This is a genomic window from Anaerobacillus arseniciselenatis (assembly GCF_001865995.1).
Taxonomy (GTDB): domain Bacteria; phylum Bacillota; class Bacilli; order Bacillales; family Anaerobacillaceae; genus Anaerobacillus; species Anaerobacillus arseniciselenatis.
Genome location: NZ_MLQQ01000001.1, coordinates 420,427 through 436,978 on the forward strand (window position 1 = coordinate 420,427; position 16,552 = coordinate 436,978).

Below are 16,552 nucleotides of genomic sequence, written 5' to 3' on the forward strand. Positions count from 1 at the left end.
AATAAAATGGTTTCCATTTGGGTGAATTTGTAATTCCCTAAATTGAGCCATATCAAACTACTTATAGTTGCGCGCGACTTAACGGTACTTAATGGCGAATATATTGAATTATGAAATCCATTTATTTATTATTTTATAACAAAAATAAAGAAGGAGATTCCTATAAATAAAGTATTAACGAATTTGTCAACTTTATTTTCAAGGATTCTCCTTTAAAAATTGCTTATACTTTTTAATGAATTTCATAATTGATATTTTCGCCATTAAGATCTGTATGTAGTTGCGTTAAACCGTTCCCAACTACATACAGTTTGATATGGCTGGATTTAGGTAATTATGAAATTCATACTGTCACTTGCTCTTTTATCGTGTTATTTGCAGCTCGTAATCCGGCACCTGGTTCACTCTCATAGCCTTGCTCTCTTAAAACATCTTCTAAAGCTGCTAAAAATTGAGTAACATTCGTTTGTGTTGCATTATACCCCATTAAGCCTACTCTCCAAACCTTGCCTTTTAATGCGCCTAAACCACCACCAATTTCAAGACCATACTTTGAAAGGAGTTGTTTTCTAACTGCTACATCATCGATTCCTTCAGGAATTAAGACGGATGTTAATTGAAAAAGCCTGTGTTCCTTTTTAACAAGTAATTTTAATCCCATTGCTTCTAACCCAGCGTGTAAAGCAACACCGTATTGTTTATGACGAGCAAAAACATTTTCTAACCCTTCCTCAACGATAACTCTTAACGCTTCTCTCAATGAATAAACATTCGTAATCGGTGCTGTATGATGATAAAACCTTTCATCATTCCAATAATTTTGAATCATTGATAAATCTAAATACCAACTTTGCACTTTCGTTTTTCTGTTAAAAATAACTTTTAATGCTCGATCGTTAAAAGTAACCGGTGCAAGCCCTGGAGGAGCACTTAAACATTTTTGCGTTCCACTATATGCGGCATCAATTTCATTTTTATCAATTTCTGTAGGAATTCCCCCGATGGCTGTTACCATATCACATACAATTAAAGCGTCATGCTTATGAACGATGTCACTAAGTTCTTTTAATGGTTGCATAACACCTGTTGAAGTTTCGGCATGAACCACAGCTACTAGTTTTGTACCTGGATTTTGTAGAAGTGCTTCTTCTATTGAAGCTGGTTCAATAATTTCTCCCCACGGTGCAGTTACTTGAATAACCTCAGCGCCACACCTTTCTGCTACATCGACCATTCTTTCTCCAAAGAGGCCATTTACACCAACGATTACTTTATCGCCTGGTTCTACTAAATTAACAAAAACAGTTTCCATTCCAGCGCTCCCGGTACCTGACATTGGGATCGTTAGTTTGTTTTCTGTTTGGTAAACTACTTTAAGTAAATCTTTCGTTTCATTCATTAATGTTAAAAACTCAGGATCTAAATGCCCTAAGAGCGGTGTTGTCATTGCTCGCAATACTCTAGGATGGACATCACTTGGCCCTGGACCCATTAATAGTCTTTTTGATGGATTTAATTCATTTGTCATAGAAAAATTTCCCCTTTCCCCTTAATGGTAAAACTATTCGCTAGCTTTAATAAAATTCCTTCTAAACTTGTGAATTTTACACAAATTAAATGAGGCTGTCCCCAAAAAAGTGTCAGACACCGTTATGCACCAAATATAGTCGGATAACAAATTTATACGCCTACATTTAGTAAGTTGTACATGGTGTCTGACACTTATGGACCAACCCCGTTCTCAAATGCCTAAAATCATTTTATTTTGCATTTGGTTTACTTGTTGCTGTGCACGAAATAACTGATCCCTCTGTTCTGGTGTAGCACTCGAAAGCAACCTTTCTATTTGCATATTAAGCTGCTCTAACTGTTGTTGTGCTTCGTCATATTTTATTTCATCTCCACCTTGAACTTGCTTTGCAGAGTCCAATTGTCCTTCAGCAAACTGTAATATTTCGTCTACTTGCTGTAATTGTTGTTTCACTTGTTCATGAGTCGCCATATATTTGCCTCCTAAAATGATCATTAACTTCTACCGTTAATTTGGCATGAACTAGTATGATTTATTCTCTCCAAAAAGCAAAATGCTACGAGAAACAGTCTCATTCACTTTAAAGTTACCTCATTATTTTGCTTAATGATGTAAGTTTGTAGATCGTTTGGAATAAACGTTTTAGAAAAAACTCCCTCGGATTCCTGTAATAAATCTCTAGTGTTTTCACTATATCTTGAGCTTATATGATTAAGAAAAAGAAGTTTAACATTACTTTTTTTTGCTAAAAGAGCGACTTCTTTAGCTGTTGAATGATAATGTTCATACGCTAAATGTTTATCTTTATCAAGGAACGTCGCTTCATGAATAAAAATATCGGCATTTTTGGCTAAACGTTTCACATTATTACACTGGCGTGTATCCCCTGCAATAGCTAAAACCTTCCCTTTTTTTAATGGACCAACGAAATCTGCTCCATTAATAACCGTTCCGTCTTTTAACGTAATCTGTTTACCTTCCTTAATCTGTTTAAAAATGGGTCCTGGAGTCACCCCTAAACTTTTAAGTTTTTCAACGTTTAATGAACCTGGCGTGTCTTTTTCTTGAATACGAAAACCAAAAGAGGTAAGTCCGTGTTCAAGTTTAATCGCTTCAAAAGAAAAAGCATGATTCGAGAAAAGGACTCCTTCATCAATCTCAATCACTTCAAGAGGATAGCGAATGTATGTACCAGAGATTGATAAGCTAGTATGAATAAAATCTTTAATCCCTTTTGGCCCGAACAGTTTTAACTCCCCGGTAGCTCCTTGAAATGATCGACTACTAATTAGTCCAGGTAATCCGTATATATGATCTCCATGTAAATGAGTAATAAAAATTTTATTAATTTTACTTAACGTCATCGATGAATGTAATAATTGGTGCTGTGTTGCCTCACCACAATCGATCATCCAACATTCATTCTCATAATGAAGCATTTGAATAATTAGAGAACTAACATTACGCATTTTTGAAGGAATTCCAGCACAAGTTCCTAAAAATTGAATTTTAATCATTTAAACCTCTCCTAACGTTTCATTAGCTCAATCTTACAAAGTTTTTCGTGTATTGGCAAACCTATCCATCAAAGCACAATTAAACACATAATTGAATATGGTGTTCATAATGTTGAAATTTAAAAGGAGTGATTTTTTATGGTTGAAATAGCCGTAGTTAATGTTGGAGATACCATTTGGACAATCGCCAACCGTTATGGAGTTTCCGCTGAAGACATTATGAATATTAATGAATTAACAGAAGATTTATCCTTAGTCCCTGGGCAAGCACTTGTCATTCCTTCAAATAGTCGTCAATTTTATCAATATTACGAAAGAAGATCGAACATTTTTCGTAATCGTATTGAGACAAATGCTTATATAAGAGCTGAAGAACAAAATGCTGTTAATCTTGTTTATAAATATGCCCCCTACTTAACATACTTTAGCGTATCTAGTTATCGAGCGTTAGCTAATGGGGAAATCTCTGCTCTTGATGATACCGCAGTGGTAAATGCTATAAAACAAACGACCGCTAAACCGATTTTAGTGATCACAAATTTTACAGGCGAAGAATTCTCCCCAGAAATTACGAGAGAATTATTTACAAACGAAGTAGCAAGAGACAATTTCATCGAAAATTTATTAGCAATTATGATTGAAAAAAATTACTTTGGGGTAAATATTGACTTTGAGGAAAATTATCCAGAAGATCGTGAGCTATACAATGAATTTCTTCGCACAATTACACCAAGACTAAAAGAAAATGGCTTCTTAGTTTCAACTGCCATCGCTCCAAAAATCAGCCCTTCGCAACCTGTAGCATGGTTCGGTGGCCTTGATCATGATTATGCGGCTCACGGTGAAATTGTCGATTTCGTTATATTAATGGCTTATGATATCGGTGGTTGGTTTAGTGGTCCACCACAAGCTGTTTCACCAGTACCAACCGTTAGAGAAGTATTAAATTATTCGACATCAGTCATTCCTAATGATAAAATCATACTCGGTTTACCTCTTTATGGTTATGATTGGCAACTCCCGTTTGACCCTGATGTTGATTTTGCTGAAACGATAGGTCCTAGAGAGGCTGTTAATCGCGCTCGTCAACAAGGCGCAAACATTGAATATGACTTTAATGCCGAAGCCCCATTTTTCACATACTATGATGAAGGCGGGAATGAGCATATAGTTTGGTTTGAAGATGCTAGAAGTATGAAAGCTAAATTAGATTTAGTTAATGAGTATGATTTACGGGGAGTTAGTTACTTTGTATTAGGAAGAAATTTTCCGGAAAACTGGGCTTTACTTTCAAAAATGTTTTCAATCGAAAAATATAATAATTAATTTTCGATCTAAATGACGGTTTACCGTCACTAGCTAATATGGAAAGGTGGACACTTTCCCTCACTTCGCTGTGACCTTCTAACGAATCTCAGAGGCTCGTTCACGAAAGTGTCCACCTTTTTTTCATACAAAACGTTCTTGACGGTAACCGTCACCAAAGCTACTGACCTCAATTACGTCATGAGTTCATCTTAGGATTTACTTCATGCAGCTTTGCGACGAGTAACCGCAGGAGCATCACTTACTACTATGTAAAAGTCGGCGCTTTCTCCAACTAACCCAACTTCTCATATGAAAATTATTTCATAAAATAAACTTATTTTAATAGGAATTATTTTCATTTTTTTAGTATAATATCAAGTATTCCCTTAATAAATAGGAGGTTTAATTATGCAAATTAAATATAACTCAATCCCAAAACACGCTGTAAAGTATTGTACTGAACTCTTTACCATTGATGAAGCTTTAACACTACTAGAAGATTCGGGTTACCGTTGCGTACCTGTATTAGATAAAGATGGGAAAAAATTTTTAGGGAACATCTATAAGTCGAACATTTATGAATATATCGTAAAAAAAATGGGTGAAACAGATGAAAGTATCATGAAGCTTGTAAAGGATGAAAAGATCTTTACATATGAACATTCATCTTTTTTCCAGATCTTCTTTACAATTAGTAAATACCCTTATGTAGCAATGCTTACGGAAGAAGGAAACTTCGCAGGTATCGTGACTCATGCTAACGTTATGGCGTTATTAGAAGATTCATGGGGAGTAAAGACAGGTGGGTATTCATTAACAATCTCTACTCATGAATACCAAGGTGCTTTAAAAAAGATTGTTACTGATATTAATAAATATTGTAATATCCAAAGTTTATTAACATTAGACAATGAAAGCACTTTTTTAAGACGAGTAATTGTTACTTTACCTAAAAACTTGAGTGAAGACAAATTTAATGAAATTGTTAATAAATTAGAACGAGATGGCTTTAGAGTGTTTGATATCGAAAAATTTTAATCCACTCTAACCTATATGTTATACTTTGATATATAAATTTAAAAGGGGAGTTAATCAATGGTAAGTGAAAAATTAGTAAAAGCTTTAAATGATCAAATGAATTTCGAATTTGAATCAGCTAACGTATATTTAGCAATGGCAGCTTATTGCGCTTCAGAGAGCCTTGATGGGTTTGCTAACTTCTTTTTAGTGCAGGCTGAAGAAGAACGTTTTCACGCGATGAAATTCTTTAATTTTATTAACGATATCGGACATCGTGCTACGATCAGTCAAATGGCAGAACCAGTTAACGACTATAAATCGGTTCTTGATGCCTTCGAACAAGGCTTAGAACACGAAAAAGCCGTTTCCAAGAAGATTTACGATATTGCTGATATTGCTTTGGATGAACGAGAACATGCAACAATGGCTTTCTTAAAATGGTTTATTGAAGAGCAAGTAGAAGAAGAAGCTAGTTTTGACGCAATAATTCAAAAACTACGTCGCATCGAAAATGATAGCAATGCATTCTTCATGCTTGATAGTGAATTTGCAACTAGAAAATTCACTCCACCAGCTGAATAGAAAAAGAACGTCCGCCAAGTGTCATTTTAGTTTGACACTCGGCGGACGTTTTATTTGCTTTTCTAAAATAAAAAAGCTAAAAACAAAAAAGCAACAAATGTAGAGAAACACATTCCACTGACACTTAAAAACCACTTCTTTTTTGGTGTCGTTTTTGCATCATACATGTCTACAACTAAATAATGAATGGCTATACAAACACAAAAGAAAAACAGTAAGAAAAGGTAACCTAAAACTTGAACGGTCAACGTTTGTGAAAGAAGTAAAAATATAGAATACTGTAATACAAAATAGCCACCTATAATAAATGCGGCATGTAAAATTAATATCGAACAAAATAATTTGTAATTCATGTAATACCTCCCCTGAAATTATAATCCTCTCCCATTATTGGTACAAAATCACATAAACATACTCCTCTTCCTCCAAAACCGCCAATGAAGAATTACCGTCACCATCTAACATGTAAAAGTCGGGCGATTTTCTTCACTTCGCTGTGACCTTCTAACGACTTTTAGAGGCTCGTTCAGAAAATCACCCTCCTTTTTCTACAGAAAACTTCATGACGGCGCAACGTCACTACCCAAACCAACTATCCAACTAACCACAAAAAAGGTAACCAATTAATGTTGGTCACCTCCTTCTATTCACTCAATTAAGGGTTATATTATAAAGAAAAAATTCTCATTAATTTATTTTTCTTCGGTTTTTCTAATTTAGCTGGAATTTGGCTTACATTTTCTCCTACCACTTTTTTTTGTACTGGTGCTAAATGTTGTTCCATTTTTCGCATTCTCTCGTCTATTTTACTAACCATGCTAAATAGACTGTCTAATTCTGAACGATGCTGTAACACTTGATATTCTACAACTTCGTCAGCCTTAACTGATAATTTTCTTTCTAGCTGCTCAATATGGATCATTAGTTGTTCTAGTTTTTGCTCAAATACATCAGCACGTATCATCTCTTTCTTAGGAAGAACATCCTTTTTTAACATTTGGAAGTTTGTATCTTTTTCCAGAATCTCTTTCATTGTTAGCCCATCATTAAGTTGATCTTTAATACTTTTTAAAAGTCCTATTTCTTTTTCAGCTATTAAGTAATGACCTTGCTCATTCGTTTGGCAAGGAATATTAAAGTATTTAATCCACCTTTGTATTGTTGTCGGATTTACTCCTAACTGATCGGAAACTGCCTTTGTTTTAAACCCCTTCATCATAAAACGATACCCCTTTCAAGACTATTTTATATACGTATTTCTTTTTTATTTTCTTAATCCCTTCACCCTTGACAAAACTAGTTTTTGTTCGTCAAAGAAAGTGCTATTATGGCAAAAAAATTATTATTTACATGAAAATTCTACAAAAGCACAAACTATATTTGTAAATCATTTTATGTTTTAAAGGAATTCAAAAGCTTTTTTATTGAGCCTTTTTAAAACATAGCTGTTTTTTATGTAAGGTGGTGAAAACGATGGACAATCGCAGTAAAGAACAAATGAAGAAAGCGCAACAAAAAGACCAAAGACAACGCGAAACTGAAAATGCGCCAGGTCAAGCTGACAAAAAGCTAGGTGGACCTGATCGCCCTTCAACATAAAAGAGGGCTAGCTTATAAGTGTCAGACATTAGGTAAAAAAACTTCCTAAATAAAGGTGAATAGTTTATTATACGTCTATATTTGGGTGGCTAACGATGTCTGACACTTTGTTTTTGAACATCCCACTTTATTCTTCAGAAAATAACCGCTCTTTGCATTCAAACCTCAGTTAATTACATATCCACTTGGTTATTAATTTAATTTTTCACGAAAGAAGCGCAATAAACCTTGTTCTAGTTTAGTAGCTACTTCTAATTGACGTTGTTTTTTGTAGTACCATTCTGTGAGCTCATATTTTTTTATAATTTTTGTAGGTTCCATATATCGACTAACCTTTTTAGCTGTTTTATTGTTATACCAATCACTAAAGTCTGAACGATGATGATTGATTACTGGATAAGTTTCCCTTAGTGCCGGGGTTCGTTTCCTGTCAATTTTTTGTATAAACTGTTCATAATCAAACCGTGAACCTGTATGTTCAACTTTCGCGGCAAATGTTTGAATTGGCTTTTTTTCTTTGGATGTAAATAATAACCACGCTAACCGTTTTCCTAACGCAATTCGATTTTTTACTTTTGTAAACCCATGCACTGAAAACCCATATAATCTTCCATCTAATGTAGGGAAAATAACAGTACTAAAATGTAATAAATCTTCAATGACAAATGGAAGGCTACCAAACACTTTATCGTGATAATATGGATCTTCAATTACGGGCATTTGAATTACGTGTTGTTCATTCACAATTAAAGCCGTGCAAAGCCTTTCTATATCTTGTTTATTCCAAAAGTAAGTCCACTCCTTTTCCATATACCGCGAAACGTGTAAAAACTTTAACAAATGAAATAACGGTCGCCCTACTCTTTTAGAAGCTTCATAAAGAAGGAGTTGCGGATATGCATCTGAGAATATTAACCAATTTGCACGTTCGTACGTTAAATATAAAATTTCGCGATACTGCTTCGGTATGAACTTACTAAAAATTTCACCTTCTAAATCTGTCATATTCCATCCGGCATTTCTCGACACAAAGCTTGCTAAACACGCCCAAATGACCTCTTTATGTTTCATATAAAATTCATTATAAAGTACGGTACGTGAAATATTATCAATATTTCCTTTCTCCGTTCTCCTCTTTATTTCCTCAATAAGTAGTTTTTCCTCTTTTGCAACACTATAGATGACCAATGTCCCACTTCCCTTTCAAACGTATGATCTATTCAAATTGTAAGATTTATGGTATGATTGAGTGATGGAATAAAGTATCCTAATCTTTATTTCATAATTTTTAGTAAAGGGTGCAGCGCATGTCAATTCGTTATCCTAATGGAAAAGCCTATATCCCGAAGCAAAATGACCGCAATAAAGTAAGTAAAAAAAATTCAATTTCATACGGAAATCGAGGGATGAGCCTAGAAGAAGATATTAACATTTCTAATGAGTATTATTTAGCTAAAGGGATTGCTGTTATTCATAAAAAGCCAACTCCTTTACAAATAGTTAAAGTTGACTACCCTAAACGTAGTGCTGCTGTAATTAAAGAAGCCTACTTCCAACAAGCTTCTACTACTGACTACAACGGTGTTTTCAAAGGTAAGTATATAGACTTTGAAGCTAAGGAAACAAAAAATAAAACGTCATTTCCATTAAAGAACTTTCATAAACATCAAATAGAGCATATGGGACAAGTTTTATCTCAACAAGGGATCTGTTTTGCACTGTTAAGGTTCTCTACAATTGATGAGGTTTATTTATTAGATGCTGAACATTTATGTTCTTTTTGGTATAAACAAGAACATGACCGTAAATCAATTCCCAAATCGGAAATTGAAGCTTTAGGACATGCAATTGGCAATGGTCTTTATCCTCGGATAGACTATTTATCAGTTGTTGAAAATATTTATTTTGTTCATTGAGTGAATTTCATAATAACCATAAACGAACCACACTATGCAACACCTCGTTGGGTAGTGTGGCGCTGAATTAATGATGAAATTCATTAAATAATTGAAAGGAAGATGGATCATGTCAGAAGATACTCGTACAAGGCAAGGTCGTCGTAAACAGAAGCAAACAACAAGCAAACAAACAGGTACAAAGAAAGCGGCTTTTAAGAAGGTATTCGTCGTATTTTTAATTGCCTTTGCCTTTGCAATTGTCGCAGGAGGGTTTACAGTATACTCAATCATTAAAGATGCTCCTCCACTAGATCCTGATAAATTAACATTAGCTCTCAACCCAGAAATTCTCGATGAAAATGGTGAAGTTTTCACAAGATTAGATGCATCTGAAAATCGTCGTAAAGTAACGATTAATGACGTGCCAAGATTAGTTGAAGATGCCTTTATTGCAGTTGAAGATGTTCGTTTTCGCGAACATTTTGGAATTGACATTCGTCGTATCGGTGGTGCCGTTAGAGCTAATGTCACAGGCGGTTTCGGTGCAGAAGGTGCTAGTACAATTACTCAGCAAGTAGTAAAAAACTTGTTTTTAACGAATGAAAAACTACTAACTAGAAAAATTCAAGAACAATACTTGGCAATTAAATTAGAACAAGCCTATTCAAAAGATCAAATTTTAGAAATGTATTTAAACGCGATTTACTTTTCTGGTGCATACGGAGTCGCGGAGGCCGCAGACCGTTACTTCAGTAAAACGTTAGATGAACTTACAATTGAAGACGCAGCCTTACTTGCTGGAATACCACAGCGACCGAATCATTTTAATCCGCTCAGAAATCCGGAAGCTGCTGAAACGCGAAGAAATACTGTGATTAGTTTAATGGAACGCCATGGGAAAATAACTGCTAATGAGGCTACGCAAGCAAGAGCCGTTTCAGTACAGGATCAATTAAATCCTTCAAAAGCAGAATCTTACCCTTATCCTGACTTCTTAGATCAAGTTTTAACAGAAGTTGCAGCGATTGAAGGGATCACTAGCAGTGATATTTATACTAGCGGCTTAAAAATTTATACGACTCTAAATCAAGATGCTCAAACCTACACGGAAAATCTTTTTCAAAACTATGATTTTCCCGATGAAGAGTTTCAAGCTGGACTTACGATTGTCGATACGAAAACAGGAGAGATCAAGGCGATCGTTGGTAGTCGTGAAAACGACGGCGTGAAGCTTGGTACTAATTATGCAATTCACGAAAAACGTAGCCCTGGCTCGACTATTAAACCGATTTTAGATTATGGACCGGCGATTGAACATTTTAAATGGTCAACATATCATCAAATTGTAGATGAGCCCCATACGTATTCGAATGGCGATCCATTTAGAAACTTTGGCGATAATTATGAACATGGCCCAATGTCAATGCGTAGAGCCTTAGCTTTATCAAGAAATGTCCCTGCAGTTAAAGCATTTCAAGAAGTTGGAGCCGAAAAAGCAAAATCATTTGGAGAAGGATTAGGACTTTCTTTAGATAATATTCAAGAATCTTATTCGATCGGTGGGTTTACTCACGGGCTTTCAACAGACGAAGTCGCTGGAGCTTATGCCGCTTTCGGTAACGGTGGAGTTTACAATAAGCCGTACACCGTAAGAAAAGTTGAGTTTCCTGACGGACGTATCATTGACCTTACACCAGATTCTCAAATTGCCATGAGTGACTATACGGCTTACATGATCTCTGACATGTTAAAAACGGCTGTTGGCCCATTTGGTACTGGAAGAAATGCTCGAGTTGAAGGACTACCGATGGCTGGGAAGACTGGAACATCAAACGGCACTGTCGATCGTTGGTTTGCAGGGTATACGACTGACTACTCTATTGCTGTATGGACGGGATATAAAGACCGTCGTGAAATCACAAATACTCAAATTGTCTTAGACTTGTTTAAGCAAGTAATGAGAGAAGTTTCGAAAGGAAAAGAAACAGCAGACTTTAAACAGCCGAATTCTGTTGTTAAGGTAGGTATTGAGAGAAGCTCTGGTCTATTGCCGAGTGAATTTACCTCAACCGATGAGATCATCTATGAATATTTTGTCAGAGGAAACGAACCAACAAAAGTTTCAGAACAGTTCATGAAACCTGACAAACCAACGGAATTTATGGGATCATATAACGAAATTACAGATCAAATTATCTTATCTTGGGCATATCCAGAGAATGAAAGAGAAGAGTTTTCATTTGAACTGCAGCTTTCGGTAAATAATGAGGAGTTCGAAATAATTTCATTTTCTGATGAAATGCAACACATCATTTTTAATCCGGAAAGCGATAGTACTTATCACTTTAAACTCCGTGCTGTCTCTGATCTGAATAATGAAGTTCGAAGTGATCCAGTGGAGTTAAAGGTTGAAATTCCTGATAAAGGTATTGAAGATGACGAAATCGATGAGGATACAGAGTCAGAAACACCTATTGAAATTCCTAATCCACTTGATGACCTCGATGAAATCATCGGCGGATCCGATGATGATAATGAAGACGATGAAGACGAAATCGATGGCGATAATGATGCTCCTAACGGAGAAAATAATGAAAATGGTGAAACTGAAACAAGTTAGCAAATGCTAAATTAAAAGACAAACAAAGAAGGATGATTTAAAGGCGGCTTTTTGCATTGCAAATACCCCACCTTATAAATCATCCTTTTTGGTATAAAAATGTCGGGCTGAAATCTTGAGTGAGCATCTAGAATTCGATAAAAGTTTACAGCAAAGAAGCCAAAGAGTTTGACCGGAATTTACATTCTATATGGTGACTATACATCGTCATGAAGGTTTTGTATGGAAAAAGCGGATGCTTTTGCGAACGAACGTCTGAGATTCGTTAGAAGGTCAAGGTGAAGTGAGGGAAAGCACCCGCATTTTACATTGTAGATATCGACCGAGATTTCCAACTCAAAATCGTGTTGTTTAAGTTGTTACTTGACCAGTTTCACTCTAATTTGAAGTTTATTCTTGTTGTTTTACAACTGCATATTTTTTATTTAACTCTATAAAAAGTTGCTGTAACTGTATAAATGCGTGGTAATGATTAGGAATAGATAATATATAATCAAGTCGTTCCCCTACATTAACAGGCTTAATTTTCAGATCCTTTAGATCAGCGTTCATTCCATTTAGTGCTGGTACTGGGCGATCATTTAGCCAAAAGAGAAACATTAAAAAAAGCAGTACCATATTTTTCATTGGCTCTAACGCTTTTTTTCTATCGCGATTTTCAAACAAACTAGCAATCACTGGTTCAGTACTTTTCCAACTCTCTAAAATGATTGGAATATATTTATGTTTTTCTTCCCACGGTTTTAAAGCTTCAATTTGCAGTTTATCATATAAATCAAAAATTAAAGGGGTTATCTTAATTGCTTCAGTAAAGTCGATATCTATACAAATCGGTAACTTTTCATCTTCTTTTAAAAAAGGACTTAGTATAAATTGTTCTGGTATTTTCACTTCATTCATTTTCATACCCCATTTTATGATTTTAACCGTTTTTTTCCTTCTCGACATAAATGGGCTAATGGACATACGTGGCATTGTGGCGATTGCGCTTTGCAATGATAGCGACCGAAAAAAATAAAACGATGATGAGTATCACTCCAGAGCTGTTTTGGAATTTTACGCATTAACGTTTTTTCAACCTCTAACACTGAATCTTTCCACCGACAAATACCTAATCGCTTACTAACCCGTTCAACATGTGTATCAACAGCGATTGCTGGTTCATTAAAGGCGACCGATGTAACAACGTTTGCTGTTTTCCTTCCCACGCCTGCTAAAAGAACTAATTGATCACGTTCCTTAGGAATTTCTCCACCGAACTCTTCGATTAGCGATTGACAAAGCTTTTTAATATTTTTCGCTTTCGTTCTATACAAGCCAATCGATTTTATATCTTGTTCTAGTTCTTCAATAGGAACGGCTAAATAATCTTCTGGACTTTTATATTTTTTAAACAGATTTTTAGTCACTTTATTTACAAGAACATCCGTACATTGTGCTGACAATAAGACTGCGATTGTTAATTCAAATGGATTTTCATGGGTTAATTCACAGTGAGCGTCTGGAAACATTTTTTCCATTTCCACTAACACTTCTTCTTCAATTTGTTTTTTTGTAAGGATAATAAACACCACCTAAAAAATCAGAAGATTAAAATCCAGTTGGTTCTTAAGAAATGGTTTAAGTCACTTTGTTGGAAGCATGCTTCCAACGCTCCTCAAACCATTTCTTAAGACTACTTTCGTAGTTAAAATGCTATACGCATTTCAACCAACTGGATAATCTTGACCTTGTCTCTTTATTTATAATATAGCAACGCAAAAAGACTTAATTAAATAAGAAAGATTGACAAACGCATTTATAAAGTACCGGTAAATGACGAATCAATTATCAAGCCAATTATACGAAGGGATTTTTTTCTTTGGTTCGTTTTTTTGTGGAGACGATACATTTTTGTATTGATGTTGACGAAACTTTTCACCGTATTCTTTTGCTTGTTGTACGGTTTTAACGCCATTTTTATTCCATTCAATTAAAATTCGATCAATGTAACGTAAGTTTCTTTTACCAGAAACTACAGCCTCCATTAGTGCGGCTTTAATCAGACTTGGACTATAGTGTTCTTGGTCTAACCACATCGTAATAAGTTCGAATTCCATTGGGGATAAAGGACGACCAAACTCCCCCTCAAACAATTGATATAAACTTCGCTCCTCATCTTGCTTGCTAACTACAATTTCTTGTTGTTTTTCTTCACAACTCATTACAATGAGCTTGTCCCATAGCGGAGTTAATGTAAAAACTTCATAGTAAATATTATTTTCATCACTCCGCTCCTGAAGTTCAATAAAACCTCTTTTCATTAAACTTTGCAGCATTTGTAAGCATTCTTTCTCACATTGAGTCATTCGACTTGCCAGTAATTGTGGCGGTGGAAATAGATTGCCTCGTTCAATAAATGAATGTATTTGTATTAATAACATTACTTCACTTTCACTTAACCCTATTTTTCTATACTCAGAAATAAGCCTAAACGGAATTGAGACATTTCCTTCATTAATCCAATTAATCATTATATCTCGATCCATATTTTACACCTCAACAATATTATATCACATAAGAAAAGTGGAAGCGCCTTGGACAGGTCCGATAAAATCTGGAGCCTTTCACCTAAAAGGCGCTTTTTTGCCTTTTTGGGGAAAGGAGAAGATTTCGAGGACCTAGGCGCTGTAACTAGACAAAGAAAAGTGGAAGGTGCCTGCTTATCGGCGAAAGCAACTGGAAGTCCTACACGTAGCGGTCAGATCTTAGACCGCTACGTGTAGGACTGAAGTAGCCGAGCCGATGGCACCTGTAACTAGACAAAGAAAAGTGGAAGCGCCTTGGGCAGGTCCGATAAAATCTTGTAAACAAAATGAAAAAACCCCAAAAAGGGATTTTTCATTTTGTTTAATATATATTTAAGGATACAAACGATTTAACAAACGTGGGAACGGAATCGTTTCACGAACATGTTCAAGACCACATACCCACGCAACTGTTCTTTCTAAGCCTAAGCCAAACCCTGAATGTGGAACAGAGCCATAGCGTCGTAAATCTAAATACCATTTATAGGCATCTTCTGATAAGTTGTGTTCATCATAGCGTTGTTTAAGTAAATCCATATCATCGATTCGCTGACTTCCACCAATGATTTCTCCATAACCTTCTGGTGCGATTAAATCGGCACATAGAACAACTTCAGAACGTTCTGGATGTGGTTTCATATAAAAGGCTTTGATTTCAGCCGGGTAATTTGTAATAAAAACTGGTTTTTCGAAACTTTCAGCAATCGCCGTTTCGTGAGGTGCACCAAAGTCTTCTCCCCACTCAATTTCGTGACCATTTTCTTGTAAAAATTTAATTGCATCATCGTAAGTAATTCTCGGGAATGGTGCAACAATATTTTCAAGTTTAGATAGATCTCTTCCTAAAGCTTTTAATTCAAGCTGACAATTTTTTAATACAGATTGAATCATGTGAGTAACATATTGTTCTTGTACTTGTAGACTTTCTTCATGATCCATGAATGCCATCTCAGGCTCAATCATCCAAAATTCTATTAAGTGGCGGCGTGTTTTTGATTTTTCAGCACGAAATGTTGGGCCAAAAGAGAATACTTTACCTAATGCCATTGCAGCAGCTTCCATGTAAAGCTGTCCACTTTGTGATAAATAAGCGTCCTCATCAAAGTATTTTGTATGGAACAAATTTGTCGTTCCTTCAGCTGAACTTCCCGTTAAAATTGGTGGATCAACTTTTACAAAACCATTTTCATTGAAAAATTCATATGTAGAACGAATTAGTTCGTTACGAATTTTCATTACCGCATGCTGTCTCTTCGAACGAAGCCACAAATGGCGATGATCCATTAAAAACTCAGTGCCATGTTCTTTCGGTGTAATTGGGTAATCAACTGCTTCGTGAATCACTTCAATACCTGTTACTGTTAATTCGAAACCTGATGGAGCTCGTTCATCACTACGAACAGTTCCTGTAACGTAAAGTGATGATTCTTGTGTCAAATTTTTAGCTTGAGAAAATACTTCTTCTCCTACTTCTGCTTTTACAACAACACCTTGGATAAAGCCTGTCCCATCACGTAATTGTAAAAATGCAATCTTACCACTTGAACGCTTATTGGCTAGCCAACCACCAATAACGACCTCTTGATCTGTGTATTTTCCAACTTGAGAAATTGTCGTCTTCACAAATTTTCCCTCCATAAACATTGATTCTATCTCTATGTATAATTAGTCCAAGTAAATACTGACTTTAACCATTATACATCTGAATAAAAATAGAAGTCAACGTATGAAGGGAAATAGAAAAGTGAAGGCGCCCTGTTTAGCCCTGAAAAGCGATGGAGGGCCAGCAACGTTTTGCCTCCTCCGTGAAAAACATCTTGGATAGGCAAAATCTTGATGGACCGAAGCGCTCGAAGGGCTGGGCGCCGTAACTAGACAAGAAAAGTGGAAGGTGCCTGCTTATCGGCGAC

The 16,552-nt window shown here is 35.6% G+C and carries 16 protein-coding genes; 6 read left to right on the forward strand and 10 right to left on the reverse strand.

The window, feature by feature from the left end; genetic code table 11:
* Nucleotides 1-343 precede the first annotated feature (343 nt).
* The 3 genes from BKP35_RS02060 to rnz all read right to left on the reverse strand — a co-directional run bounded on the left by BKP35_RS02060 (nt 344) and on the right by rnz (nt 3,045).
* Nucleotides 344-1,528, reverse strand: coding sequence for a pyridoxal-phosphate-dependent aminotransferase family protein (locus BKP35_RS02060; protein WP_071311724.1), 1,185 nt, complete (start codon nt 1,526-1,528; stop codon nt 344-346).
* 213 nt (nt 1,529-1,741) lie between these two features.
* Nucleotides 1,742-2,002, reverse strand: a complete 261-nt coding sequence (locus BKP35_RS02065) for a DUF2524 family protein (RefSeq protein WP_071311725.1) — start codon at nt 2,000-2,002, stop codon at nt 1,742-1,744.
* A gap of 104 nt (nt 2,003-2,106) precedes the next feature.
* Nucleotides 2,107-3,045, reverse strand: coding sequence for a ribonuclease Z (gene rnz / locus BKP35_RS02070; RefSeq protein WP_071312213.1), 939 nt, complete (start codon nt 3,043-3,045; stop codon nt 2,107-2,109).
* A gap of 141 nt (nt 3,046-3,186) precedes the next feature.
* Here rnz and BKP35_RS02075 point away from each other — a divergent pair, with 141 nt between their 5' ends.
* The 3 genes from BKP35_RS02075 (at nt 3,187) to BKP35_RS02085 (ending at nt 5,958) form a co-directional block, all read left to right on the forward strand.
* Nucleotides 3,187-4,374, forward strand: coding sequence for a glycosyl hydrolase family 18 protein (locus BKP35_RS02075; RefSeq protein ID WP_071311726.1), 1,188 nt, complete (start codon nt 3,187-3,189; stop codon nt 4,372-4,374).
* 390 nt (nt 4,375-4,764) lie between these two features.
* Nucleotides 4,765-5,394, forward strand: a complete 630-nt coding sequence (gene cbpA, locus BKP35_RS02080) for a cyclic di-AMP binding protein CbpA (RefSeq protein ID WP_071311727.1) — start codon at nt 4,765-4,767, stop codon at nt 5,392-5,394.
* Nucleotides 5,395-5,451: 57 nt separating this feature from the next.
* The gene (locus tag BKP35_RS02085) at nt 5,452-5,958 is read left to right on the forward strand and encodes a ferritin (RefSeq protein ID WP_071311728.1); all 507 of its coding nucleotides are present in this window, start codon (nt 5,452-5,454) and stop codon (nt 5,956-5,958) included.
* Nucleotides 5,959-6,020: 62 nt separating this feature from the next.
* Here BKP35_RS02085 and BKP35_RS02090 read toward each other — a convergent pair whose 3' ends face one another.
* Nucleotides 6,021-6,311: a hypothetical protein gene (locus tag BKP35_RS02090; protein ID WP_071311729.1), complete on the reverse strand. Its 291-nt coding sequence runs from the start codon at nt 6,309-6,311 to the stop codon at nt 6,021-6,023.
* Nucleotides 6,312-6,625: 314 nt separating this feature from the next.
* Complete coding sequence (gene racA, locus BKP35_RS02095; protein WP_071311730.1) at nt 6,626-7,177, reverse strand: chromosome-anchoring protein RacA; 552 nt, start codon at nt 7,175-7,177, stop codon at nt 6,626-6,628.
* A 254-nt stretch (nt 7,178-7,431) separates the two neighbouring features.
* On the opposite strand from racA, the gene BKP35_RS19810 reads away from it, so the two are divergent.
* On the forward strand, nt 7,432-7,557 hold the full coding sequence (locus BKP35_RS19810) for a spore protein (protein ID WP_245741832.1): 126 nt from the start codon (nt 7,432-7,434) through the stop codon (nt 7,555-7,557).
* Nucleotides 7,558-7,749: 192 nt separating this feature from the next.
* Here the strand turns inward: BKP35_RS19810 and BKP35_RS02100 are convergent, their stop codons facing one another.
* Nucleotides 7,750-8,745, reverse strand: a complete 996-nt coding sequence (locus BKP35_RS02100; RefSeq protein WP_071311731.1) for a DUF2515 domain-containing protein — start codon at nt 8,743-8,745, stop codon at nt 7,750-7,752.
* Between the two features lie 119 nt (nt 8,746-8,864).
* Here BKP35_RS02100 and recU point away from each other — a divergent pair, with 119 nt between their 5' ends.
* Complete coding sequence (recU, locus tag BKP35_RS02105) at nt 8,865-9,473, forward strand: Holliday junction resolvase RecU (RefSeq protein ID WP_071311732.1); 609 nt, start codon at nt 8,865-8,867, stop codon at nt 9,471-9,473.
* Nucleotides 9,474-9,582: 109 nt separating this feature from the next.
* Entirely contained in the window at nt 9,583-12,075 is a 2,493-nt protein-coding gene (locus BKP35_RS02110; RefSeq protein ID WP_071311733.1) for a PBP1A family penicillin-binding protein, read from the forward strand.
* A 390-nt stretch (nt 12,076-12,465) separates the two neighbouring features.
* Here BKP35_RS02110 and BKP35_RS02115 read toward each other — a convergent pair whose 3' ends face one another.
* From BKP35_RS02115 to asnS, 4 genes are all read right to left on the reverse strand, one after another.
* The gene (locus BKP35_RS02115) at nt 12,466-12,975 is read right to left on the reverse strand and encodes a YpoC family protein (RefSeq protein WP_071311734.1); all 510 of its coding nucleotides are present in this window, start codon (nt 12,973-12,975) and stop codon (nt 12,466-12,468) included.
* A 14-nt stretch (nt 12,976-12,989) separates the two neighbouring features.
* Nucleotides 12,990-13,637 carry an endonuclease III gene (gene nth, locus BKP35_RS02120; protein ID WP_071312214.1) on the reverse strand — a complete coding sequence of 216 codons (648 nt, stop codon included), beginning with the start codon at nt 13,635-13,637 and terminating at the stop codon, nt 12,990-12,992.
* A 261-nt stretch (nt 13,638-13,898) separates the two neighbouring features.
* Nucleotides 13,899-14,603 carry a DnaD domain-containing protein gene (locus tag BKP35_RS02125; protein WP_071311735.1) on the reverse strand — a complete coding sequence of 235 codons (705 nt, stop codon included), beginning with the start codon at nt 14,601-14,603 and terminating at the stop codon, nt 13,899-13,901.
* Nucleotides 14,604-14,975: 372 nt separating this feature from the next.
* Complete coding sequence (gene asnS, locus BKP35_RS02135) at nt 14,976-16,265, reverse strand: asparagine--tRNA ligase (protein ID WP_071311737.1); 1,290 nt, start codon at nt 16,263-16,265, stop codon at nt 14,976-14,978.
* Nucleotides 16,266-16,552: the final 287 nt, after the last annotated feature.